The organism is Gottfriedia sp. OAE603 (assembly GCF_040543965.1).
Lineage (GTDB): Bacteria > Bacillota > Bacilli > Bacillales > Bacillaceae_G > Gottfriedia > Gottfriedia solisilvae.
On the sequence record NZ_JBEUNN010000001.1, the window covers coordinates 3,716,161 to 3,741,003 of the forward strand.

At 32.3% G+C, this 24,843-nt stretch carries 17 protein-coding genes; 8 read left to right on the top strand and 9 right to left on the bottom strand.

Annotated features, from left to right (window positions below; translation table 11 throughout):
- Positions 1 to 5 precede the first annotated feature (5 nt).
- From ABID96_RS18820 to ABID96_RS18835, 4 genes are all read right to left on the bottom strand, one after another.
- A complete protein-coding gene (locus tag ABID96_RS18820) occupies positions 6 to 1,337 on the bottom strand; it encodes a cytochrome ubiquinol oxidase subunit I (protein ID WP_192603782.1) in 1,332 nt (443 codons plus the stop codon).
- A gap of 264 nt (positions 1,338 to 1,601) precedes the next feature.
- Positions 1,602 to 2,930 (bottom strand): MATE family efflux transporter, encoded by a 1,329-nt coding sequence (locus tag ABID96_RS18825; RefSeq protein ID WP_192603978.1) that lies wholly within the window; start codon positions 2,928 to 2,930, stop codon positions 1,602 to 1,604.
- A gap of 84 nt (positions 2,931 to 3,014) precedes the next feature.
- On the bottom strand, positions 3,015 to 3,371 hold the full coding sequence (locus ABID96_RS18830) for a GIY-YIG nuclease family protein (protein ID WP_192603781.1): 357 nt from the start codon (positions 3,369 to 3,371) through the stop codon (positions 3,015 to 3,017).
- A 20-nt stretch (positions 3,372 to 3,391) separates the two neighbouring features.
- The gene (locus ABID96_RS18835; protein WP_192603780.1) at positions 3,392 to 4,147 is read right to left on the bottom strand and encodes a DUF2087 domain-containing protein; all 756 of its coding nucleotides are present in this window, start codon (positions 4,145 to 4,147) and stop codon (positions 3,392 to 3,394) included.
- Positions 4,148 to 4,606: 459 nt separating this feature from the next.
- On the opposite strand from ABID96_RS18835, the gene ABID96_RS18840 reads away from it, so the two are divergent.
- Together ABID96_RS18840 and ABID96_RS18845 are read left to right on the top strand one after the other, a co-directional pair.
- A complete protein-coding gene (locus ABID96_RS18840) occupies positions 4,607 to 4,879 on the top strand; it encodes a DUF418 domain-containing protein (protein WP_377896998.1) in 273 nt (90 codons plus the stop codon).
- Positions 4,880 to 4,922: 43 nt separating this feature from the next.
- On the top strand, positions 4,923 to 5,786 hold the full coding sequence (locus tag ABID96_RS18845) for a DUF418 domain-containing protein (protein ID WP_377896999.1): 864 nt from the start codon (positions 4,923 to 4,925) through the stop codon (positions 5,784 to 5,786).
- A 160-nt stretch (positions 5,787 to 5,946) separates the two neighbouring features.
- Here ABID96_RS18845 and ABID96_RS18850 read toward each other — a convergent pair whose 3' ends face one another.
- A complete protein-coding gene (locus tag ABID96_RS18850) occupies positions 5,947 to 8,175 on the bottom strand; it encodes an EAL domain-containing protein (RefSeq protein WP_192603778.1) in 2,229 nt (742 codons plus the stop codon).
- Between the two features lie 439 nt (positions 8,176 to 8,614).
- On the opposite strand from ABID96_RS18850, the gene ABID96_RS18855 reads away from it, so the two are divergent.
- The 3 genes from ABID96_RS18855 to ABID96_RS18865 all read left to right on the top strand — a co-directional run bounded on the left by ABID96_RS18855 (position 8,615) and on the right by ABID96_RS18865 (position 11,717).
- Positions 8,615 to 9,349 (top strand): hypothetical protein, encoded by a 735-nt coding sequence (locus ABID96_RS18855; protein ID WP_192603777.1) that lies wholly within the window; start codon positions 8,615 to 8,617, stop codon positions 9,347 to 9,349.
- A 26-nt stretch (positions 9,350 to 9,375) separates the two neighbouring features.
- Positions 9,376 to 10,578 (top strand): polysaccharide deacetylase family protein, encoded by a 1,203-nt coding sequence (locus ABID96_RS18860; RefSeq protein ID WP_192603776.1) that lies wholly within the window; start codon positions 9,376 to 9,378, stop codon positions 10,576 to 10,578.
- 518 nt (positions 10,579 to 11,096) lie between these two features.
- Entirely contained in the window at positions 11,097 to 11,717 is a 621-nt protein-coding gene (locus ABID96_RS18865; RefSeq protein WP_192603775.1) for a DUF2238 domain-containing protein, read from the top strand.
- Between the two features lie 51 nt (positions 11,718 to 11,768).
- Here the strand turns inward: ABID96_RS18865 and ABID96_RS18870 are convergent, their stop codons facing one another.
- From ABID96_RS18870 to ABID96_RS18880, 3 genes are all read right to left on the bottom strand, one after another.
- Entirely contained in the window at positions 11,769 to 14,501 is a 2,733-nt protein-coding gene (locus ABID96_RS18870) for a bifunctional 2',3'-cyclic-nucleotide 2'-phosphodiesterase/3'-nucleotidase (protein WP_192603774.1), read from the bottom strand.
- Between the two features lie 298 nt (positions 14,502 to 14,799).
- Positions 14,800 to 15,327: a GNAT family N-acetyltransferase gene (locus ABID96_RS18875; RefSeq protein WP_192603773.1), complete on the bottom strand. Its 528-nt coding sequence runs from the start codon at positions 15,325 to 15,327 to the stop codon at positions 14,800 to 14,802.
- A 178-nt stretch (positions 15,328 to 15,505) separates the two neighbouring features.
- The gene (locus tag ABID96_RS18880) at positions 15,506 to 16,633 is read right to left on the bottom strand and encodes a cation:proton antiporter (RefSeq protein ID WP_192603772.1); all 1,128 of its coding nucleotides are present in this window, start codon (positions 16,631 to 16,633) and stop codon (positions 15,506 to 15,508) included.
- A gap of 405 nt (positions 16,634 to 17,038) precedes the next feature.
- Here ABID96_RS18880 and ABID96_RS18885 point away from each other — a divergent pair, with 405 nt between their 5' ends.
- From ABID96_RS18885 to ABID96_RS18895, 3 genes are all read left to right on the top strand, one after another.
- On the top strand, positions 17,039 to 17,524 hold the full coding sequence (locus ABID96_RS18885) for an RNA polymerase sigma factor SigV (RefSeq protein WP_192603771.1): 486 nt from the start codon (positions 17,039 to 17,041) through the stop codon (positions 17,522 to 17,524).
- A 25-nt stretch (positions 17,525 to 17,549) separates the two neighbouring features.
- Positions 17,550 to 18,428 carry an anti-sigma-V factor RsiV gene (gene rsiV, locus ABID96_RS18890; protein ID WP_192603770.1) on the top strand — a complete coding sequence of 293 codons (879 nt, stop codon included), beginning with the start codon at positions 17,550 to 17,552 and terminating at the stop codon, positions 18,426 to 18,428.
- Positions 18,429 to 18,654: 226 nt separating this feature from the next.
- Positions 18,655 to 20,553 carry an acyltransferase family protein gene (locus tag ABID96_RS18895; RefSeq protein WP_192603769.1) on the top strand — a complete coding sequence of 633 codons (1,899 nt, stop codon included), beginning with the start codon at positions 18,655 to 18,657 and terminating at the stop codon, positions 20,551 to 20,553.
- Between the two features lie 109 nt (positions 20,554 to 20,662).
- On the opposite strand, the gene ABID96_RS18900 is transcribed toward ABID96_RS18895, so the two are convergent.
- A complete protein-coding gene (locus ABID96_RS18900) occupies positions 20,663 to 24,817 on the bottom strand; it encodes a S8 family serine peptidase (protein WP_192603768.1) in 4,155 nt (1,384 codons plus the stop codon).
- Positions 24,818 to 24,843 lie beyond the last annotated feature (26 nt).

Genomic DNA, 24,843 nt, shown 5'->3' on the forward strand with positions numbered 1-24,843 from the left:
TTACATCATTTTTTGTTACGGTATGCTAACTCTTCTTCAGGTGGATTATGAATAAACATTTTTCGGATAACAATTGTACAAAAAATGCCTAGGAATAAGTACAAAGCGAAAAATAACCAAAACATACTACCTAATCCTTTTGCAGTAGTAGCACCTTCCGCTACTTTCATATATCCTCTTAATATCCACGGTTGACGACCAATTTCAGCAATCATCCACCCTAATTCAATATTGATCATCGCTAAAGGCCCCGTAAGAGCTAATCCGGTTAATAACAATTTATTATGCATCCAATTTTTTTTCTTAATTGAAAAAGCAACAAATAAAAAGGTCATAGAAATAATCAATCCAACAAATGTCATTTTAATATCAAATAAATAGTGAATATATAAAGGTGGTATTTCATCCTCTGGGAATTCATTTAGACCTGTAACTGGTGCGTTAAAATCAGAAAAAGATAGAAAGCTTAATAATTTCGGTATGCGAATCTCATATTTTACTTCATGTGTTTCATCATCTAACGTTCCAAATAAAACAAAGTCTGCTCCCTTTTCAGTTTCAAAATGCCATTCTATTGCAGCTAGTTTTTCAGGTTGATAATGAGCAAGAAATTTTGCGGAAATATCTCCAGTTACGCCAGTCAACACTGCAAAAATTAATCCCATTGTTGCTGCTAATCGAAGACCTTTCTTCGTGTAATCAGTAATTTTTCCTCTTAGCATTTGGATTGCAGCAATTGATGTTAAAATCAATGCAGAAGCAACATATGCTGTAACAATTACATGCAGTGTTTTAGACGGAGCTGCGGGATTAAACATAGCAGCAATCGGATCTACAGTTTTAATGACACCGTTCTGTAATGTAAACCCTTGAGGTGTATTCATAAACGCATTAACAGTTGTGATAAAAAATGCAGATAATGTTGAACCTAGTATGACAGGTATAATAATGAGCCAGTGATAGATTGGTTTTTTAAATCTGTCCCAAGTATATAAGTAAATACCAAGAAAAATCGCTTCAAAAAAGAAGGCAAATGTCTCCATAAACAATGGGAAACTGATCGCTTGGCCCGCAATTCGCATAAAGCTTGGCCATAATAAAGATAGCTGTAGACCAATACACGTCCCTGTTACTACACCTACTGCAACTGTAATGGTATACCCTCTTGCCCACCTTCTTGCCATAAGCGTATAATGTGGATCTTTTTTTAATATGCCAAGACCTTCAGCAATTGCAATCATTAAGGGTATTCCTACACCAATCGTCGCGAAAATAATATGAAATATTAACGTCATGCTCGTTAATAATCTACTGAGCGTTACATTATCCAACTCCATCTGAAATCCCCCCTACAATTTCTTATCATATTGTCTATGAAAGAAAATTATTCTAATCAAAAAGTTATGTTTCACCTACTAATATGTAGTTATTTTTACGAAAATACATTTGTTGGTATCTATAAAAGTATGGACTTATTACTTTAAAGGTATACGACAAAATATGACAAATCAAAGTCTTTCATAAATAGGTTTACAATAGAAAAAAGCTAATCTATAAAGATTAGCTTTCACTTTAAATAACGTATTCAATGAAACTATGAGTTATGTTACTAAACGAGTAATGCTCTTTTTCTTCCATGATACACGGTAGTATAAATATTGTAAGCCAAGACCTACGATAAAGGCAGCCGGATATCCAATCCAAATACCTTTCATCCCTAAATTTGTAAAATCGGACAGTAGATATGCAACCGGTACTTCAATTAACCAAATTGAAATGATACTAATAATAGTTGGCCACAGAACCGTTCCACTAGAACGCATTGTTGAAGTGATGATAAATGTATGTCCGAGTATTAAATAACTCCATAAAGTGATCATTAACAAGCTATTTGCAATGGATAATGTTGTTTGACTTGTTAAAAATAGCTGAAGAATTGGTTTTGTGAATAAATACATTAATAATATAATTACTCCACCAAGAACATAATTAAGAATCAAACCTACTTTAACAACTTGACTCAATCTATCATATTGCTTCGCGCCAATCGATTGGGCAGCAAAAATTGATACAGTAATGCTGATACAGAGCAACGGCATTTGTACATAACTAAGTAGTTGATTTACTACTCCATATGAAGCAGTTGCATCAGACCCATATTTATTTACGAAAGTAATGACCGCTATTTCAGACAGTGATAGAAAGATCATATTAATACTTGTCGGAATTCCGAGTTTACATAATAGTTTTAGGATTCCACTATCTATGCGCAGATATCTACTTGATTTAAAGTCTATTTGAATTAAATGTTGTTTTTTCTGTAAATACACTAGTAGTGCTAAAAAAGTTATGACTGTTGAAACAAGACTTGCATACGCCGCACCATATATGCCAAACTTCGGAATTCCTAACCACCCAAATACAAATGGCGGTAATAATACTACATTTAATATTGTACTAAGGACTAGGAAGTAGAATGGTGTTTTCGAATCACCCGTCCCACGCATGAGAGTCGTGTATACCGTATACAAAAACATAATTGGAATTGACCAAAATAATATTCTCGCGTATTTAACACTAACCTCTAATATATCCCCAGGAGTACCCATACCTTTTAAGATATCCTCTGTAAAAAAGCTCCCAATGATTGCAAGAACAATACCTAGTATAAAAGTAAAAGTTAACGTTGTACCAACAATTGACTTTAATCTTTCAGTTATTTTTGCGCCATATGCTTGCCCTATTAATATCGAACTACCAGATCCAATCCCAATCGCAAAAGATATTAATAGAAAAAATAATGGAAAGAATGCCGATATTGCTGCTAATGCGTTCTCCCCTAGCCAATGCCCCACAACGATCATGCTAAATACTTGGCCAATAGACTGTAAAATATTACTGAATAATAATGGTATAAGAAATACGACCATTGGACGTATTAGTGTGAGATTTTGTTTAGATGTGTTTACATCTACTGTACTCGCTTTTTCAGTTTGAATCATGAACCTCCCTCCTTATTTTATTTTTTCTGTATGATAGCCTCGCTCACCATATGGAGAAAGCTCATTTAACCATTTCTCCTCTAGTTTCTTCAATTCGCGCTTTGCATCAAAGTATGGTTCTTCCTTTACTTTTAGCGTTTCTAATTCTTCTATTATAAATTGATCTTTTCCAAATTCATTCCACTCTTTTTGTAGTTGCTTATTTGTAGAAGAACCCGCCTCTAATTCGAATTTCTTCCCATTTAAAGTTTTAAAATTCATTGTACTTCCAATAAAGACTTTACCATTCACCAAATTCTTAATTTGATAAACTCCACCTTGTGACTTTGTTTCTTTATATTGCATTTTTAATTCTTTTTTACGATTCATTATTATTAACCTCGCTTTTATTATTCTTTTAGCCAATATTGGCTTCCATCAGGTTTGCGATCAATAAAACCATACTCAATTAAATATCTTCTTAAGATCACATAATCATCGTAGATAGATGTTAGCACTTCATTAATCTCTTTTTCTTGATAGATTTTATTGGGATCAAAACGTTTCACAATCTCTCTTAGAACTACTAGCTTTTGTTTTTCCTTCAGTGGGAATTTTTTTAATGGTCCATTCATTCCTTCAGGAAAATATTTCTTCAAACTTTTTTCTCTTTCATCTTCAGTAATGTTATATCTTTCATCCACCATTTTTGCAGACTTATGCAGTGGTAAAAAACTTGGAGCATGCTGATCCTTTTCTTTCAAAAGCTCCATCAATACTAGATACAACTTAGCTTGACGTTCCTTTTCTTTTAAAACGAAACGGTGATTCCGAATTGTAGAAGCACTACCGATTCCTGTTTCCTTCTGAATGTCTGCGTCACTTTTTCCTAAATAAAAAAGTCGTAGAAGATGATTCTGATGCTCCGTTAATCCAGTTAGCTTCTTATCAAGCTGAATTAAATAATCAAAAACAGATTCGTGAATACTTTCAATATGAAGTTTCATATACTTTTCTGCTTCATAGAAGATTCCCTCTTCTTGATAAATAATTCCCTTTTCAATTTTTTTACTGCATAACAAACAAACATAATGTTCATTTTCATCTATATAACCTTTTTTAAGTTCTTCCAAATTAGCATTCCAAAAAACTTCTGCGTTCTCCATAAAACCAAACACAACCTTTATTTGTTTATTTATTTACAAACATATTATGATAAAGTTTATTGAATGTCAATTGCACATCATTTTTTATGATAAAAGAGAAACAAATACAAAAAGAGGCGTTAACATAAGCCTCTTTTCATTTAAGGTGCGTTCGTAAACTTTGTTGCTATTTAAAATTTCTTTGATTTCCACTCCAGGATACTCGCTTTCCGTGGTGCGTGCGATGAGCCTCCTCGGCTTTCCTCCGGGGTCTCATCTGTCCCCACTACTCCTACAGGAGTCGAACACCTTCCGTTACAATCAAACTCTATATTAAGATTCACTAAATACAACTTTTTTAATAGCAACAAACAATCTGACTCACAATTTCATAAAATTTTTCATTATAGAACTTTTTTAAAAAAGCAAATAACGACGTAATCATATATAATATAACTAATTATTAAAAGGAGATTAAAAATGAATTCACCATTATCGAACACAAAAGAAAGAATCATATCAATAGATATCATTCGTGGTTTTGCCTTAATTGGCATTTTTTTCGTCAATATACCTTCAATGTTCATGCCTGATTTTTACTATCATTTTGAATATGTTGGGATAGATCGTTTTATTAGATTAATATATGACATGTTTATTCAAACAAAGTTTTATACAATCTTTGCATTCTTATTTGGAGTAAGTGGATTTTATTTTATGAAGAGTATTGAAAATAAGGGGTTATCGCCATAACAAGTTTTTTAGTAGACGATTAGTTTGGATGCTTATTTTCGGAGTGATTCATATATTATTTTTATGGGCGGGAGATATTTTACATACATATGCGTTGCTCGGCTTTGTTTTACTATTATTCTATAAAAGTAGTGTAAAAAAAATGTTGATTTGGTCAGGTTGTTTGTTTTTAATATACTTTTCCCTAGAATCATTAGTTCATTTTGCGTCAGACAATTCTACTAACGAATCATCTAGTAATCTATTTACTGCTTTTAAAAATGAAAATGGTGAAGTAAATTATTATTATCAGTTTTTAGAGCAAATGAAAGAAAGATGGAATTTCTTCTTAAAATCCATTCCCTATGAGTTAAGTGTCTATCCTTTTGAATTTATTCCTATTTTTTTAGTAGGTATGGCAAGTGCAAAAGCTGGCTTATTTACTAACACATCTACTTATTTAAAAGGTATTAAAACAGTTCAATATTTAGTGTTAATTGCATTTGTACCTTTTTTTGTCTTAATGGTCCAAGAGTATGTTCATCACCAAATTACTTCAAGCTATTACGTATTCATAACTGGAAAGCTTTTAGCAACTTTCTATGTTTGTACCATATTAAGATTACTACAAAAGCCATTATGGGAAAAAAGACTTTCCTTCCTTGCACCGCTTGGTAAAATGGCATTTACAAACTATTTAACTCATTCTATTATTACATTGGCAATTGTTTCATTGTTCATTAAAGATACTTTTTCCATTGCTCTTTGGATACAGCCCTTATATGCTATTATCATCATCATCTTGCAAATACAGTTTTCTAAATATATCTTATCCAAGTGGAAATATGGACCACTAGAATATATTTGGAGAATGCTTACATATGGAAGAAATAAATCTACAAGCACTACAATTTCAAGAGAGATGTAGTTATAAAAAAGCATCCTAATTAATAGGATGCTTTTTAACTGTTGAAAAACGCTCGCTTTCTTCATTGTTTCCTTACTACATCTAAGGTAAATTAGCACCTAGTAAGATAAAGTTCAATCACTCTTATTTTAATTTTTTTAAGTTCTAAAGCATACTTAATTTAATGGAATACTTTTTCATTTCTATTTTTTAATAATAGCTCTTCCAATTGTTGTACAGGTAAAGGTCTGCTATAAAAATAACCTTGTCCTACATTACATGCATACTGCTTTAAGAATGTAACCTGCTCCTCTTTTTCAATTCCTTCTGCAATAACGTTAAAGTTCAAATTATGTCCCATATCTATAATTGTTTTTACCATTTCACCTTTATTTGAATGATTGATAATGTCATCTACAAATGACTTATCAATTTTTAAGCTATCAATTGGTAAATGCTTTAGATAACTTAGAGATGAATAGCCAGTACCAAAATCATCTATAGAAATCTGAACACCTATTTCCTTTAACTGATTTAAAACAATTGTAGATCGTTCAATATCCTGCATTATACTCTCTGTGATTTCTAGCTCAAGATAACGAGGATTTAGGCCAACTTCCTCTAATATTTGTAATACTGATTCTACAAAATTATCCTCTTGAATTTGACGCACTGAAATATTCACTGCAATTGGGATTGGATCAAATCCTAGTTCTTGCCATCTTTTATTTTGTAAACAAGCTTCTTTTAAAATCCATTTTCCCATTGGAACGATGAGTCCAGTTTCTTCTGCAAGTGGAATAAAATCAGCTGGAGAAATAATGCCATTTTCAGGATGATGCCAACGTATAAGTGCTTCTACACCAATAATTTTATTTGTTTCTAAATCAATTTGTGGTTGATAGTTAAGCGTTAGTTCGTTTTTCTCCATTGATTTTCGCAACCATTTTTCAAGGTCTAATTTACGAGATGTTAACTCAGCTAGTTTAGAAGAATAGAATTGATAATTGTTTTTTCCACGTTCTTTTGCTAAATACATTGCCGTATCAGCATTTTTAATCAAAGTCTCTTCATCTTCACCGTCAGCTGGGTACATACTAATTCCAATACTTGGTGTGACGAAAAATTCAAGATTCTCGATTTCTATCGGACTACCAAATTCACTTAAAATACTTTGTGCAACTTCAATTACCTGTTCTTGATCAATATCTTCTAGTAAGATGATGAATTCATCTCCACCTTGTCTAGAAACCATGCCTTTCCTATTAAAAGCAGACTCTAATCTGTTTGCTACTATTTGTAGTAATTGATCTCCAACTGAATGACCCTTTGTGTCATTAATAATTTTAAATCGATCTAAATCTAAGAACAATATGGCAAGTTTTTGACACTTTGTTTGATGTAAAACTTCATTTAAATACTTTCTAAACATATTTCTATTAGGTAGACCAGTAAGTCCATCGTAATATGCCATATGTTGAATTGTTTGTTCAGCTTTTTTACGATCAGAAATATCTCTTCCAACGATTTGTGTCGCAGCTCGTCCTTCATAAAATATCGGCATTGTTGTCATTTCAACCTCAATGCTCTCACCATCCAGGCGTTGTGCTTGAAATTCAAATCTCATTTTTTCTATTTGCTCATCTATTACAAGTTCGTTTTCTTTGATTTGTCTTAAAATATTAGGATGTATTAGTTTTGACGGAGGTTTCCCAATTAATTCTTTATGACTTGACGCACCATAAAGTCTATATCCGGCTTCATTAATATAATCAATTCGACCTCTACTATATACTGCAATTATGTCTGGTGACATTTCAACTAACGTTCGGTATTGGTCTTCACTTTCTTTACGGTTTGTAATGTCAAAAAGAACACTACTAAAATCTACTAATTTCCCTTTTTCGTCAACTGTTGGAATTCCTCGATCCTGTAGCCATCGTACTTCTCCATCACTACGAATAATTCGATAAATACTTGTAACTGTTTTTCCCCGTGAAAGCATTTTTTCACGTTCATCAAGTACATATAAATCTTCTGGATGAATTACTTTCTTCCATAATGATGAGTCTTCGTAGAATTTTTCTAAAGAATAACCATAAAGGTTTTCAATACCTGGTGTAATTAATAATGTATTTGTTTTCAAATCATGAGACCAAATCGCCACATCAAGTGTATCGAAAATGTGATCTAATCTTTGTCGATCCTTAAGGTGATCTGTTGAACCTTTGTCTTTCATTTTTAAAAATAAAACAACTAGGAGTAAAATGACTAAGATGAAGGCTGTATCTATCACAGCATGGGTTAAACTATCATGTAGAAGTAAAGTAGAAGCAAGTAATTCTAAGATGATTAAACTTCCTATTATGGAAACTAATTTAATGTTATATTTATCCTCTTTTATATTCATTTAATTCTCCTATATTATAGGTAGTCTCCTGAAAACATCCAATTTTACGACACTTTTCTTAAACATATCAAAAAAAGATGCTTATCACAACAAGATTATGCGGTATATAACATAAAGTTTTATAAACTGACACTGACCTTTGTAAGTACTTACAATATTTTCTATTTATTTAGAATCCAATTACTCATTTATAGCAACTCATCATTAACATTTATAGTCCATTCTATTCTATTACACTTGGACATCCACCGTACAATTGAACTATTTTCTTTTCATTTCATTGACAATTTGTTACATAACTTTACAATTAAATTAATTAATAATAGAATTTTCGACATTTTTGTAATATTAGTAAAAACTTTCTAATAAAAGCATTATTTACTATATATTTTTTATTGTTTATACTCAATCTTCATTTTAAGTCATAGGAGCGAAAAACATGACCAAAGATTCAAAAAACAAGTCAATTGATTGGTTAAAAGGAGTCCTTTCTAAACCAAATCAGTACGAAGCATCTATTAATGTACAGCACATCTCGTCCGAGGGTGCAGATGATCATTTAATAGAAGAAGCTGTAGCGATAGAGTCAAATACTCAAAAGCAACCTTTTTCAAAGGATAATCAAGATAAAGTCTCACTAGACTTAATTATTTCATTAGAAAATATGCTAAATGACCGCCAACTTACAATTTTTAAAAATAAAGATTTAGAGGATCAGTTATATACTGCTAATGAAATGATTAGCCGATTAAAACATGATCAAATGAAGAAGGATCAAATTATCCAAGAAAAAAACAAGGAAATTAGTGTAGTTGAAGGCAAGCTTACAAAGAAACAAATGAGCTATGATCAATTGATTGAAGATTATAAGGAATATCAAAATAATTCCAATAATGAATTTGAAAAAATGACAAATCAATTAGAAAAAGAAGTTCAAAAGTACAATAAATTAAATGATATCTCGACTAAAACACAATATCAAAACATGATTAAAATTAAAGACCTCGAAGAAAAAATTAGAGATTTAGAAATAGAAAATCAAAAATATGTTGAACAGTATCATAAAATACTTGATGAAAAGAACGAGTTAATGAAGACCATTAACGATTTTACTGAGCGCATGTCTTTTTCTTTCTCAACAAAACCTGCTACATCAGTGACTGTTCCAGAATAAAAGATTACAAGAGTTAGGAGGCAATCATGTCAATTTACCAAGGAAAACTAATTGAGCTTTTATCAATCAAACGAACAATTGATAAATCATTTTTACATATTAGATTAGTATTTAATGAAGAAGTTGAACTACTTTGGGAAATTGACAATGATACTGCTAATCTATTAGACTCCATTATTGGGGAAAATTATAAATATAGACTCTCTCTTCATAGTTCATTTGATCAGAATTCAAGACTGTTCAGTAGCTATTTGACTCGTACTTATATGGATAAGAGTGAAAAAATCAATTTTATCTGTTCCGAGGAGTATCATAAAAGACTACATGTAATCAAAAACATTGTTGATTTAGAATCTATATTTGAGTTACCTTACGTGTTTTCAAATCAAACAAAAAAAGTGGAAGAGACTAGCCCGCGTAACCACTATGCAATGGTCGGTTGGATTGCAGTTGCTATGCTTAGTCTCATTTCTACTATCCTCATAGGTTATATTAGTCATTCTTGTATTAATAAAACATTATTTTGTGAACAAACACCAGTTAAGGCTGAAAGTGTTGTTAAAGCTGATGAACTAAAAATAAAAGAAGAAGAAATACAAAAAATTAATAAACCGCAAAAACCTGTTATTGCGAAACCCACTATTCCAAGTATTACATTAAATAATGTAGTAACATACAGTATTCCAAAAGGAAGTGTGGCTCTTACTTTTGACGATGGACCCTCTAAATATTCTTCTAAGATTATTAATCTATTAAAAAAGAATAAGGCTGGTGGAACGTTTTTCTATATTGGACAAAACGTTAAACAGTTTCCGGATCAAGTTAAGTATGCACATTCAAATGGATTTTCAATTGGTAGTCATTCGATGAACCATCAGGATTTTACTACTCTAACTTATAAAAAACAAGAAAATGATATACTTCAATCAAGTAAGTTAATTAAGAATATTACACATCAAAATGTTACATTGTTTAGACCTCCGTATGGAGCAAAAAACAAGTACACTACTGATATAATGCAAAAATATGATTATAAAATGGTTCTATGGAATAAGGATACTGAGGATTGGAAAAACCGAGATGCTAATTCAATTCTTAAATATGTAAAGAGTAATTCGGATTCCGGTTGTATCATTCTTTTGCATGAATCAGAGTCTTCTGTAGAGGCTTTGCCGAAGATTATTGAGCATTTACAGTCAAAGAATTTGAAGATTGTTAGTTTAAAATAATACGAGTAACCTTTTAAAGGAAACTAATTTGAATGTTAATTAGTTTCCTTTTTTTGTTTGATTTGAATAGTAGGATACACTTGCAACCTTTATATCATTCATTTCTTTTATGAAGGAAGAAGTTTCTTGATTTCCACTTCAGGATGCTCGCTTTCCGTGGGGCGGGCGATGAGCCTCCTCGACGCATTCGCGTCTGTGGGGTCTCATCTGTCCCGCTACATCCACATTTGTAGAGCACCTCCGTTTTAATCTTCCTTACTAGTCAGAAATTTTCTCACAGTAACAAATTAATAGATCCTACTAGCCAAGCCTCTTGGATCTCGAATATCCGCTTTTCCCATATGTCTCAAGCAACTTTCTTTCCAACCATAATCTCTAAATATCAGTTTTTTTCTATAAAGAATTTATCATCTTACAAATTTCCTCTGCCTTTTTGCATTTCTCGTTACCCTAGCTCTGTATTGAATAAGCAGATTTTTCTCATACTGTATATATTATTACTTTTAATGGAGTGAGATTTGTTGGAGAGCAATCACAAGAGAGTTCATATATTCTTATTATTGATCGTTACTGCTGTTTTGATATGGTCTGTTATTAGACCATCGGGATATCTTATTTGGGTATTAGAAGTATTGCCTGCTGTGGTTGGTTGTATTGTAGTTTTGGTGGTTTATCATAAGTTTAAGTTTACTAATCTTTCATATGTGATTATTGTAATTTTATCAATTTTGACGTTTATTGGTGGTCATTATACTTACGATGATGTTCCTTTATTTAATTGGATTAAAGATGCATTTGATTTAAGTCGGAATCATTATGATCGTTTTGGACACTTTTTTAAAGGGTTTATCGCCATTGTAAGTAGAGAAATTTTAATACGAAAAACGTTATTAAAAAGAAATTGGATCGTTTGGTTAACACTTTCTATCTCACTATCAATTTCAGCTTTGTATGAAATTATTGAGTGGATTTATTCGGCTATTCGGTCTGGTCATAAGGAAGCGAAGCAATTTGTTGGAATGCAGGGAGATATTTGGGATGCACAGTGGGATATGAGTTTGACCTTAATTGGCTCCATTATTGCTTTATTAGTCTTATCAAAATTGCATAATAAATATTTAACACCTTTTCGAGATTAAAAAAGAGCCGAATCCTTCTGTCTAATAGACTTTGGATTCGGCTCTTGATTATTATTTAACTACTTTCTTTACTACAACACTTTGATTTTTCGCCGCATCAGTTAAAGAAATTAATAAAGTTACTCCACGTTTTTGTTTCGGAATTTTTACTTTGAAAGTTCCTTGTGTTGTTACTTTACCACTTGCAATTACTTTAGTTCCAACCTTAACTGTTACTGTTGAACCTTTTTCCCCTTTACCTGTGATCACTGTTGTACCATGAGTGATTGTTTGAGTAATAATAGGAGCTGACGGTGGCGTTCCATCCTTTACAACAACATTAGTTGCCGCACTTGTGTTACCTACTCCGTCTTTAGCAGTTACGCTTAAAACAGTACCTGTACGTTGTGCACTAATTTTAACCGCAAAAGCACCTTTCGAATTAGCTTTACCTGTAGCAATTTCTTTATTTCCAACTTTAATCGTAATATAAGCATATTTCTCTGTTGTTCCAGTTACAACTGTTGATTTATTGTAAACTGGGTTCACAACTGGTTTAGCAGGTGCCGTTGTATCAGTTGCCTTTTTAACAACTACTGCATTAACTGAAGTTGTTGTTGCACCAGCAGTTGCTGTAATAACTAATGTTGTACCAGCTTTTTGAGTAGCAATTTTAATTGAGAATGCACCTTTTGCATCTGCAGTTCCAGTACCAACAGTCTTATCTCCTGCTTTTACAGTTACAGTTGCATTAGCAATTGTTTTACCAGAAATAGTTTTTGATAAATCACTTACTTGGTCTACAGTTAAGTTTGTATTGTAAGCATATAATCCCCAAGTTACGCCTAATTCAGAAGCTTCACCTTTATAAGTGATGTGAGCAGAATCAGCTAAAACATTTTTCGCGTCTGTAGCAGATTTAAAAGTTACTTCTGGATTACCAGCGATTGGTGCGATCATCCAGTTTTTATCTGCAGATGGGTTTACGACACCTTGTTTTTCGATATAGTTCATTAATACTGTACGGTTTTCTTCAATTGTATCGATTACCACTTTTGCTTTTCCACCTTTTAAGCCTGGGAAATTTCCTCCACCACTTGCACGGTAGTTATTCGTAACGATAATAAATTTTTGATCTTCTTTTATTGGTTGACCATTAAATTCTAAATTTACAATTCGGCTTGCATTAGCATTTAATACATCACCGTTTGCTTTGTATTTTGCAGGTTTTGTTACATCAACTTGATACGTAACACCATCAATTACATCATAGTTATAACCAGGGAATGTGTTATCCACTAGTTCTTGTGCAGTGCTAGAAGCTGGATCGATTTGTTTAAATTGACCTGCACTCATTTCTAACCAATCTTTTACTTGTGCTCCAGTTAATTCTACCGCTTTCAATGTATTCGGGAATAAATATAAATCATTCGCAGATTTAATTGAAAGTTCACCTGTTTGGATACTCGTATAGTCATTTGCTCCGCCACGGCCTGATTTAAATGGTGCCGCTGCAGATAAAACAGGTACATCTTTATATTCAGGTAAGTTTTTAGCAATAAAGTCTTTTGCAAACCAAGTTTGTGCATTGTTTACAATTTGAATCGTAGGATCATCTTGTACACGTGCAAAGTAGCTGTACATTGGTGCGCTAGTCATACCAATTTTCCCACGAACGTAAGCTAAAGTTCCTTCATGGTACTCTTTAACAGCGTTTACAATTGCAGGATCCTCGTCAGCTAAGCTTTTCTTATTTACTGAATCATATACTGGACGTAATTGTGAACCCTTTGCTTCAACTTTTGTGTATTTACCATTTTCATCTGGCGTTAAAGTTAGTTTCATAACACCTAAATTGTTACCCCAGAAACCAGCTTCTACAGCAGGTACTCCGTTAATTGTTCCAATTGTGTTATCGATTCCTTCTTTACCATTAAACTCCGCAGCACCTGGGAAGTTCGTGTGTTTATGACCAAAAAGAATTGCATTAATTCCTTCAACCTTACTTAGGTCGTATACGGCATTTTCTGCATTTTCTAGACCAGCAGTTGCTACGTCACAACCAGAGTGAACAAGTGCTACAACAATATCAGCACCAGCAGCTTTTACTTTTGGAATAAATTCTTTTGCTGTTTTTACCATATCTTTTGCTGTTACTTTTCCAGTTAAATTGTCTTTGTCCCAATCCATAATTTGTGGAGGAGCAAATCCAATTACACCAACTTTTACTTTTTGTGCATTTCCATTTGCATCTTTAAATGTTTTATCTAAGATTACATAAGGTGTAAATTCATTTTCACCAGTTTTAGCATTATAAATATTTGCATTGATATATGGGAATTCTGCTTTACCAGTTACTTTTTTTGCATAATCTAAACCATAGTTAAACTCATGATTACCAAATGTAGCTACATCATATTTTTGTATATTCATAGCTTTAATCATCGGGTGCACTTCTGTATCAGATAAACCTTTTACTTTCGCTACGTAATCTGCCATTGGATTACCTTGAATTGTATCTCCAGCATCAAATAGAAGACTATTTTCACTTTCTTGTCTAGCCTTGTTAATTAACGTAGCTGTTTTTGTATAACCATAATCTAATACTGGTGTATCTTTGTAATAATCGTAAGCCATGATGTTATCATGTAAATCCGTTGTTTCTAATATCTGTAAATCAATTGCTGCAGGAGCTGATGTTTCTTCAGCTTTTACATTTGTAAACGGTGTCGCAATGGTAGCAAACGTTAATGCTGTTGCAACGATCTTACTGAAAGAACTTGATAATGTTACACGTTTATACATATTTATACTTTCTCCTTCTGATAACTATTTTGTGAAATATTACTATTTTCCCAACGCTTTAAATTATAACTTGCATTGATTATAATAAACAATTAATATTTTTAAAATATAGTTAAAATTCTATGAAGTTTTAATAGTAAGTATTGTAAACACTTACATTTACTGGTAAATATACCTTAATAAATAATTCGACATTAGAATCCATTTAATAGAATATATTTATATTAGAATATTCAAAATAAAACAAAAATTATTTTAGGTTTCCTAGTTTATTCTATTAATATGTAAATCTTTTAAGTTACCTTGTTAGTTTATAGATAATTGAAGTGGAAATATCCTCATCAATCACTTCACATTTGAAAAATTGATTTTTCTCTAAAAGTTGAATCGACTTTTCATTCTTTTCATTTACTATTCCTTCAATGCTTCGTAAATTTAAAACTTCAAAACCGAATTCTATTACAGTTTGTAATGCTTCTTGCATAAAACCTTTCCCTTGAAAAATTGGTGAAAGCTCATACCCAATTTCTCCTTTTAATTCATCCTTTGAAAAATTCCACAGACAGATTGTCCCAATTAAATCATTAGAATCTTTGAATGTGATAGCCCATAGAATCCATTTATTTTGTTCAATACCATCATTAATCATCTCAATATACTCTAGAGCATCCTCAATTGAATTCGCAATTGGTCGATCGATAAATTCTGATACGTTTTTATCAGAACGTAGTGCAAAAATCGCTTTTTTATCATCTTTATCCATTTGTCTTAAAATTAATCGATTGGTAGATAGATTAGGAAAAGGTGAAAATTGAATGTCATTCATGCTTGAACCTCCAATTAGTGCTTTTGCTATTGATTTTATCACTCATTCCATTATCAAATTCATTTATCTATATCACAAGGTCAATTTAAAAAGCATTACAATAAATTGTAATGCTACATTGTAATCCTTTTATCCAACATCTGTGGTTGTATGACTGAATATGAAATGGTAATGAAATTTACTTTTTATTAAATAACGATTTCATCATTGGTGGCGTCACAATTGTTGTAATAAGGATGACAATCACAATGACGGCAAATAAATCCTGGCTTAATAAGTCATTTTCAATACCAATTGCTGCGATAATTAATGCAACTTCACCTCTTGAAACCATTGCTGAGCCAATTCCTAAAGAATTTCTCCAAGAAAAGCCTGTTACTTTCGCTCCTAGAGATGATCCTATTAATTTCGATAAGATGGCAATTAAGCTTAACACGATAATGAATCCAATGTGATCCATAATTCCAGTAAACTGTACCGCAACCCCAATTGAAGTAAAAAATACAGGAACAAAAATAGAGTAGCTAATCGTTTCTACCTTTTCAAAAACTTCATGCTTAAATTCAGTAACACTTATCGCTACTCCTGCAATGTAAGATCCAATAATCGCTGCTACTCCAGTATATTCTGCTAAATATGCATAAATAAAACAAATGATTAGTCCTGAAGAAATAACTGTTTCCGTCACTCGCAAGCTTGAAAACTTCCTAAGAAAAAACGGTACAAATTTCCACCCTACAATAATCGCACAAACAAAAAATATTACTTTCTTTAAAATGACCTTCGTTAAATTTACGTCTCCACCTGCTAAACTCATTAAAAAAGCTAAAGCCAAGATAACAAGTATATCATCAATAACTGCTGCCCCTAATATAGTCGCTCCTTCACGAGACTTTAATCGATCCATCTCTTTTAGAACTTGTACGGAAATACTAACGCTTGTTGCTGATAGTAGCAAACCTAAAAAACTTGCTTGAATGGGAGTAAGATTCATATATATCCCTGTGAAATACCCTAAAGCAAACGGAATTAGAATTCCCCCGACTCCTACAGCTGCAGATGCTTTACCTGTTCGTTTAAATTCCTCTATATCGGTTTCTAATCCAGCAATAAACATTAGTAAAATAACCCCGATATTACTAATTTCTTTTAGCACTTCTGTATCTTCTATAAGACCTAATACAGTAGGACCTAAAACAATTCCTATTAAAAGCTTACCTAAAACTGAGGGCTGCTTTAATCGAACACTTAGATCCCCAGCTATTTTTGAAGCAATTAAAATTATGGCAAGTTGAAAAATAAGCATATAAATACCCACCTTTAATATTAGGTTTAATCCATTAATTTCACTATTTTAGAAAAACTATTTACATTAAGATTAACACCCTTAAATGTTACTGAGCATTCATCTACTACGTAATAGGATTTGGAAAAACTTCTAATAATATTCCATTTTTTTACCTTCAACTACTCATCACTTAGGTTTTTTCTATAAAAAAACTTTTTTATTATAACTTTTTAAATAAATGCTCTGAACCTGTTTACGAATGAGTTTCACATCGTTATACTAGTTTAGGCCGCTCAATCCTGAGCATAAAAATAATGAAAAAAATTAAATTTTTTTATTTTTTTTCAAACTTTTTTCACTAGGTATACGTCTTTAATATGTAGTACCTTCAGATACGTATCTAAAAAAAGGAGCTCTTTAATCATGAAGGGGAATTCAAATTTAGAAAAGGAACTTGTAGATTTTATCATGAATAATAAAGATGACTTTTATCGATTAGCATATGGTTATGTCAAAAACTCAAATGATGCAATTGATATATTACAAGATTCTATACAAAAAGCCATTTCCTCAAAAAACAATTTAAAAAAGGAACAATCTTTAAAAAGTTGGTTTTATAGAATTGTCATTAATACTTCATTAGATTTTTTACGAAAACAAAAAAGAGTTGTGGTAGTTGATGAAGAAACAATCCAGTCATATTCTTCTGGGACTAATGATCATTATACAAATATCGACTTAGAAAGATCACTAGAAGCACTACCTCCAAAATATAAAAGTGTCATTATCCTTCGTTATTTCGAAGATTTAAAAATAGAAGAAGTTGCAGAAATACTACAAGAAAGTCCAAATACAATTAAAACTCGATTATATAAAGCTTTAGAATTACTCCGAATTAAAATGAACTGAATTTCTTTTTAGGAGGTTAATTTGGGTGGATAAACAATTAGAAAAATTAAGATCAGACTATAAAAGCGTACCATTGCCTAATGATTTAGATGAGATTGTTAAAAATGCAATCCAACGTTCTAAGTCAAGACGACGCTTCCCGATCAAATCAGTTACCGGGCTTACTGCCGCAGCAGTATTCGTCCTTTCTTTAAATACAAGTCCAACATTTGCGAAGTCTTTATCAAATTTTCCAGTATTAAGAAATGTAGTTAAAGTACTGACGTTTACTGAATATACTGTTAACGAACCTACTTATAAAGCAAATATAAAAGTACCATCAGTTTCGAACTTAAAAAATAAAGATCTTGAGCAAAGTCTAAATCAGAAATATTTAAAAGAAAATCTAAAGCTGTATGAGGAATTTAAGAAAGAAATTTCATCTCTAGAGAAAAACTCCACAGAAGCACATCTTGGGGTTGATAGTGGATATGCAGTAAAAACAGACAATGACGACATTTTATCGATTGAAAGATACGTTGTGAATACAGCTGCCTCCTCTTCAACTACCATGAAATTCGATACGATCGATAAGAAAAAAGAAATTTTATTATCATTACCTATTCTGTTTAAAGACAAATCATATATAGACATCATTAACAAAAATATTAAGGAACAAATGATAGACCAAATGAATAAAGATGAAGGTAAAATTTATTGGATACCTGAAGCAAACCTTGACTATTCAATTGATCCATTTGTAAGCATTAAAGAAAATCAAAATTTTTATATTAATAAAGATTACAAATTAGTTATTTCATTTGATAAATATGAAGTTGCTCCTGGGTATATGGGCGTCGTTGAATTCATTATCCCGACCAACATTCTTGCAAATATATTAGTTGGCAACCATTACATTAGATAGATGTTTTAACTATTAGGAGCCTTTCTCATTTGAGATTTGGCTCTATTTTCGGCGATTTACAAATATAAATTAAGCCAATAAAAAAAGAGATGGCTTACATATAAATTTAAAAATGGGAAGGGGTTACTGGTAATGGTTAACACAATGATTACAGGAAAAAAAATTAAAACTATGCAACTTAATCGATCAATCATTTACGAAGTATTAATTCACAGAGGTTACAATCATGTCTAATTCAGTAAAAAAACAATTTCGCTATATGCCCGGTTTGGATGGTCTTAGAGCGCTAGCTGTACTATCTGTCATTGCATATCATTTAAATTTACCTGGAACCTCAGGAGGGTTCCTTGGTGTAACTGTTTTTTTTGTCCTTTCTGGCTATTTAATTACTGATTTATTAATAGCAGAATGGAGTATCACTAAGAAAATAGACTTGAAAAATTTCTGGCTTCGTCGAGCAAAGAGGCTGTTACCTGGTATGTTTACATTAATCCTTGTAGTCATTGCAACAGTTTCCATATTTCAGCCATCCCTCATTTCAAGCTTAAAACAAGATTCCATTGCGGCAGTATTTTATTACAGTAATTGGTGGTATATTTTTCATGATTTATCATACTTTGAATCATTTGGTCCACCATCTTTACTCAATCATTTTTGGTCCCTAGCTGTCGAAGAACAGTTCTATATTCTATGGCCGATTATTATTTTAATAGGATTACGTTTAATGAAGCGTAAGAGTTTACTATTCTTAGTAACGATCACTGGAGCGATTATTTCCGCACTGTTAATGGCATTACTATTTGTACCTGGAATTGATCCAAGCAGAGTGTATTACGGAACGGACACAAGAGCATTTTCTCTTTTAATTGGAGCAGCCTTGGCTATGATGTGGCCAAGTCAAAAGCTATCAAATAAAGTCTCTGCATCTGGTCGAATAACATTAAATATCATGGGCATTTTTGGTTTAATCATGTTTTTATGCATGGTTTGGAAGACAAATCAATACGACAGTTTCCTCTATCAGGGTGGAATGTTTTTACTATCAATCTCTACCGCTATGCTAATAGCCTCACTTGCTCATCCAGCAAGTATAATTGGTCGGGCGCTAGCAATGAGACCTTTAAAATGGATTGGGTTACGTTCTTACGGAATTTATTTATGGCATTTCCCTGTCATTATCTTATTTACACCAAAAATTGATACAGGTGAAATCTCATTTATAAGAGTCTCATTTCAAGTTATATTAATATTCGGTCTTGCCGCTTTATCTTACCGATTTATTGAAGACCCAATTAGAAAAGGGAAATTGGAATTAATTTGGGGAAAAGTACGTTCTGGCCAATTAAAAATGAAGGATATTTGCCTTAAACATCTTATTGTTATTAGTTCCTTTATTCTTTTAATTGCAATATCTAGTTTTGGAATATCATCACTTCCTGGTGCAAATGGAGCAAAGGCAAGTTCTGAAATCAAAGCGATTCAAAATTTACCAAAGCAATCATCACAAATTGTTGAAAAAGAGAAGATGAAACCTAAACCTCATAAAACTCCTATCGTTGATCGTGATGAACATACAACAAAGCCAAATCAACATAGTCAAATCGGTCATTCTACAAATAAACTGGTAACAAATAATAATAAAACAATAAAAAAGAAACAATCGATTACGATCATTGGGGATTCTGTTGTCATCAATGCAATACCTTATCTTCAAAAGTCTTATCCTTTGCTTAAAGCAGATGCAAAAATAGGTCGACAGTTTGCTGAAGCGCCTAAGATTATCCAACAATTACAGAAAACGAACAGCTTAGGTGAAGTAGTCATTATTGAATTAGGAACCAATGGTGCTTTTACAAAGAAACAGATGATATCCGTAATTAAATCCTTAGGTGACAGAAAAATACTATTTGTAAATACTCGTGTACCTAGACAATGGGAATCAATTGTTAATAAGAATCTAAAAGAAGTCTCAAGTAACTATTCAAAGAATACAAAGGTTGTAGATTGGTATAAAGCAAGTGCAAGTCATAATTCATATTTTTCATCAGACGGTGTACATTTAAAACCTGAAGGGGCAAAGGTATATGCGTCATTGATAAAAAATGCTATCGAATCATTTAAATAACAAAAAGTTGCCTTTCTAGTTGAAAGGCAACTCAGTCTGATCTGATCTCTTAGTTTTTATACTTTGTCTACAAAAAGGGTGCCTTTCTAGTTGAAAGGCACCCTTTTTCTTAATTAAACATTTTCTTCAATTCTTCTAACGTTAATTTACCTGCTTTTTCCACTGGTTTGTTTGATGTTGGGAAATATGGATTGATCGACATGAAATTCTTTTCTACGTAGTTGAAGTCTACAATATCCACTACTCCATCTTTATTAAGGTCCTCTTTTAGGTTAACTCCTGTTTCACCTGCACTATTTGCAACTAACTTTGCATCATAAATATCGATTACATTATCTCTGTTTACATCACCAGCAGCAGTAGTGTCCATGTACATGTCATAGTACATACCTTGTACTTTTCCATCAATTGTTTTACTTATTTTGATTTTTTTAGTGTATAGGAAATGGCCAGGAATATCGACTACTAAAGTATAATCATCTGCAACTGCAGGAATTTCAGTAATCGTCAACCAACCGCTATCAATAATTGAAGCATTATATTTCTTGCCTTTTTTATCAACAACATAAACTTTTGTACCAATCTTTGAATAATCCATATCATAATTATCTAAGTTTACAGCTTCACCATGGTAGTAACCTTCTAACATTGAGTGCTGAGAGATGAATTTAAATTTATCAGCATAAGTTGGTAATGTAAACTTCGTACCACTATTTGTTAGATACGATGATTCTTGAGAAAAGAATCCACTTTCTACAAAATAATTATGATCATCAATTACTTTTAAATTAATATCTAATAAATTAATATCACCATTAATTGAAACCGGTAATTTAGTCTTTTTATCAGAAATATCTACACCGAAAGTTGATATATTTGACCATGTGTTTGCAACTATTTCTGGCTTAGAAACACGAATAGTCCAGTTGTTTTTCTTAGCTAAATCTTCTAATTGTTTCGACACTTTAACATCTTCAACTTTATAATAAGTTGGAATATCGGCCGTAAGACTAGCACTTGTTAAATCTTTTGCATTATTTACCTTAAACGTATTAATAAACTCAGAACCAAGACTTACGCCTTTTGTAGTTGTATTAAATGTTGCATACTTATCACCTTTATTAATAATCGTAAACTCTGGGAAAGTCGGATTCCCTGCAGTCGCGTGATCATAAGTATACATTCTTATACTCGTCGGATAATTTGCATATTCTTCTGGTAATACCCCAAATTTAAAGTCGCCATTAGCAGTCGGGAAAAATTCTGCAGTTGGCCAAAATGAATCTTGGTAAGCATATACTTTATTTGCTTCTTGCGTGATGTCATGTCCTCTACTCTTTAGATAATCAATCGTATCATCATAAACATTACCATGTACCCAATATGCATGATAATCCTTGCCATCCATTGGATTATTTTCCGTTGTTAAATCCGCATCACTAATTTCATTAATTCCTGTTTTCTTATCAAATGTAACCTTTGGAGCTGTATTGTCGATTACCATATCATTATCGACTTTATACGTTTTTCCGTCTACCCCTGTACCAATATACGAAATAATATATTTTCCTTCTTTAAGTAATTCGTATTCACGAGATAATGGATTACTTGGATCACCTGTAAACAACTTTGCTGTACCAGAGAAAGCAAAAAATATAAAGTATTCGGTATCAACACTTAGATCTTCCATATCAGTAAACGTTCCATAATATCCAATAGGTTTTCCGTTTAAATCGCTAACGATCACATCCATAGATTTCATTTGACTATTTAATTTAAAAGTTGCAGATGTAAATGGTTCAATATATGGATGATAGTTACTTAAATCATTTGTTATAGCATGTTTGTAAAATTCTACTTTTTCAAATCCACTAGTTGAATAGCGTACATGGAAAGGTATTTGGTACTCCGCCGTTTTTGATTCATTTTCAATATGAATATATCCTTGATAAATACCGAACTCAGCATTATTTGGAATTGTTAAATTAGCATCAACATTTACACTTTCATTTCCATTTACTTCAATCGTAGATGGTAATTCTAATGTAACGCCACTTTTTCTAGCATCTTTTGATACACCATCAATTGTTAAAAATTCTACCCTTGAATGATATGTTTCCTTTTGACCACTTAGATTTTTAATACTAATCGATGTTGTTCTTTTTTGGTCTTCACTAGATTGTGCAATACTCCCGAAAGGTAGAGAACCAGAGATATCAGCGATTTCCTTTTTAAAACCATCTTGATCTAGTGTGATCGTTTTGTTTTGCACTTCAACTAATGTAGTATTATGAACTGCTTCATAAGCATCTACGCGTCCTGCCCCAACTTCATTTACATTGTAAATTCTTCCTTGTAATGGGTCTGCCGTATTCATAAGAGCCGCTTTTACATCAGCTACAGTATAACCTGGATGAGATTGTAATAATAACGCAGCTACTCCTGCTACATGTGGTGTAGCCATTGAAGTACCACTTAAACTAGCATATCCACTTGAATAGTCAGTTCCTTCTTCAGGGCTATTAATAAATTCAGGCACAGTTGATAACGTAGATACACCTGGTGCCACTACATCTGGCTTAATATCAAAGTTGTTACTCACTGGTCCACGAGAACTAAAATCAGCTAACACATCGCCAGTAGTCATATTGGATTGGAAGTCTGATAGTTTAATAGTTTCCGTTGGATTCGTTTTTAAACGATCTAGAATTTTCGTTCCATCTTCCTGTAACATTTTAAATGTTGGAACATACCCAAAGTTTTCACCTAAGAAATATGGAATGTCTCCATCGACATTGTTGTAAATTAATACAGCTACTGCTCCTTTTTCGTGAGCTCGTCTAATTTTTTCATCAAACGATAGATCACCACGAGCAATTAAGGCCACTTTTCCATTTACATCTTTATTTGTATAATTCTCTTCAGTTCCAATTCCAACTTCTACAACTTCATAATCCTTATCAATAATATTTAAATAATCTTTACCAAGACCATGTCCCATTAGCGTATTTGGTACAGAAATATCTCCTATGCTAGTAGTTACCGTAGGAATATCAGTTGGCACATCACTTGCACCAACAGTGATTGCTAGTGGAGAAGCTCCTGGTGATCCTAGCGTACCAGGATTTGGACCGGCGTTTCCTCCAGCAACTACTGGTACTACACCTTGTAATGCCGCATTATTTATTGCTACAGAAGTAGCACTTAAGGAATGATTACTACTATTACCTAAAGATAGATTAATAACATCCATACCATCTTCAACAGCTCTCTCAATACCTGCAATTACCCCTGAATCAGAACCTGATCCATAAGGACCTAATACGCGATATGCATACAAATCTACATTTGGAGCAACACCTGTCATTGCATATTCTACGTCATTTTTAGGGTTGGATGCGATTGTACCTGCAACATGTGTTCCATGTTCAGTTACAAACGAAGTTCCATCTATAGATTCGGGCATTCCTGATGCTTTTTGATCTGCGGGAGTTGATTCCATTGGATCAGCATCGTCATCAACAAAATCATATCCACCCTTATATACATCTTTTAAATCGGGATGATTATAGTCAATTCCAGTATCAAGAACACCTACTTTTATACCTTGTCCTTTTAGATCTTCATTGTGTAATCGATCTACTCCTATATGTGGAAGCGCTGGTGGTATTGTTTTTCCAGCTGATTTATCTAGTGTAGATAACTCATTTTTAGGCAAACGAACTTCATTATCCTTCCAAATTCGTTTAACAACACCTGTTTGAAGAAGTGTATTAATTTCATTCGTTGGAATTGTCATTGCCATTCCATTAAATACATTTTCATATGTTTGTTTAATATTAAATTGAGACGCTTGTTGGTCGAATGTCTTGTTCAATTTTTGCTTTGATGCCTTCTCATTGAAAAGCTCTGTTAAACGCTGCTTAAAAAATTCTTGTTCTCCTCGAATCTTTTGTTTTTTATCCTTTGCTGAACTTTTCGATCTTGATTGAGTCTCTTCAATTGTTGAAGTTTTAAGTTCAACAATAACATTCGCAGTCTTATCCTTTAATGATAATAAACTAGGATCGATAATAAAGCCTTCTTGTGGAGTTAATCTCTTAATAGATTGTCTTTGCTCTTCTGTTAATTCTTTTAAGATTGATTCTGCGGAATTTGATATTGCATATGATTTTTGTTGAGGCATTACGTAAGACGCGATAAAACTTGTAGCTAGTACACTTGTGACCATTACATTCAATATTTTTTTCCTTCTAGTAAACATCAACAACCGCTCCTTCTACTTACTTT

Bases quoted from the DNA above. Each gene is read 5' to 3' on its own strand.
- ABID96_RS18820 (WP_192603782.1), bottom strand. From the start codon at position 1,337: ATGGAGTTGGATAATGTAACGCTCAGTAGATTATTAACGAGCATGACG.
- ABID96_RS18825 (WP_192603978.1), bottom strand. From the start codon at position 2,930: ATGGTCGTATTTCTTATACCATTATTATTCAGTAATATTTTACAGTCT.
- ABID96_RS18830 (WP_192603781.1), bottom strand. From the start codon at position 3,371: ATGAATCGTAAAAAAGAATTAAAAATGCAATATAAAGAAACAAAGTCA.
- ABID96_RS18835 (WP_192603780.1), bottom strand. From the start codon at position 4,147: ATGGAGAACGCAGAAGTTTTTTGGAATGCTAATTTGGAAGAACTTAAA.
- ABID96_RS18840 (WP_377896998.1), top strand. From the start codon at position 4,607: ATGAATTCACCATTATCGAACACAAAAGAAAGAATCATATCAATAGAT.
- ABID96_RS18850 (WP_192603778.1), bottom strand. From the start codon at position 8,175: ATGAATATAAAAGAGGATAAATATAACATTAAATTAGTTTCCATAATA.
- ABID96_RS18855 (WP_192603777.1), top strand. From the start codon at position 8,615: ATGACCAAAGATTCAAAAAACAAGTCAATTGATTGGTTAAAAGGAGTC.
- ABID96_RS18860 (WP_192603776.1), top strand. From the start codon at position 9,376: ATGTCAATTTACCAAGGAAAACTAATTGAGCTTTTATCAATCAAACGA.
- ABID96_RS18870 (WP_192603774.1), bottom strand. From the start codon at position 14,501: ATGTATAAACGTGTAACATTATCAAGTTCTTTCAGTAAGATCGTTGCA.
- ABID96_RS18875 (WP_192603773.1), bottom strand. From the start codon at position 15,327: ATGAATGACATTCAATTTTCACCTTTTCCTAATCTATCTACCAATCGA.
- ABID96_RS18880 (WP_192603772.1), bottom strand. From the start codon at position 16,633: ATGCTTATTTTTCAACTTGCCATAATTTTAATTGCTTCAAAAATAGCT.
- ABID96_RS18885 (WP_192603771.1), top strand. From the start codon at position 17,039: ATGAAGGGGAATTCAAATTTAGAAAAGGAACTTGTAGATTTTATCATG.
- ABID96_RS18895 (WP_192603769.1), top strand. From the start codon at position 18,655: ATGTCTAATTCAGTAAAAAAACAATTTCGCTATATGCCCGGTTTGGAT.
- ABID96_RS18900 (WP_192603768.1), bottom strand. From the start codon at position 24,817: ATGTTTACTAGAAGGAAAAAAATATTGAATGTAATGGTCACAAGTGTA.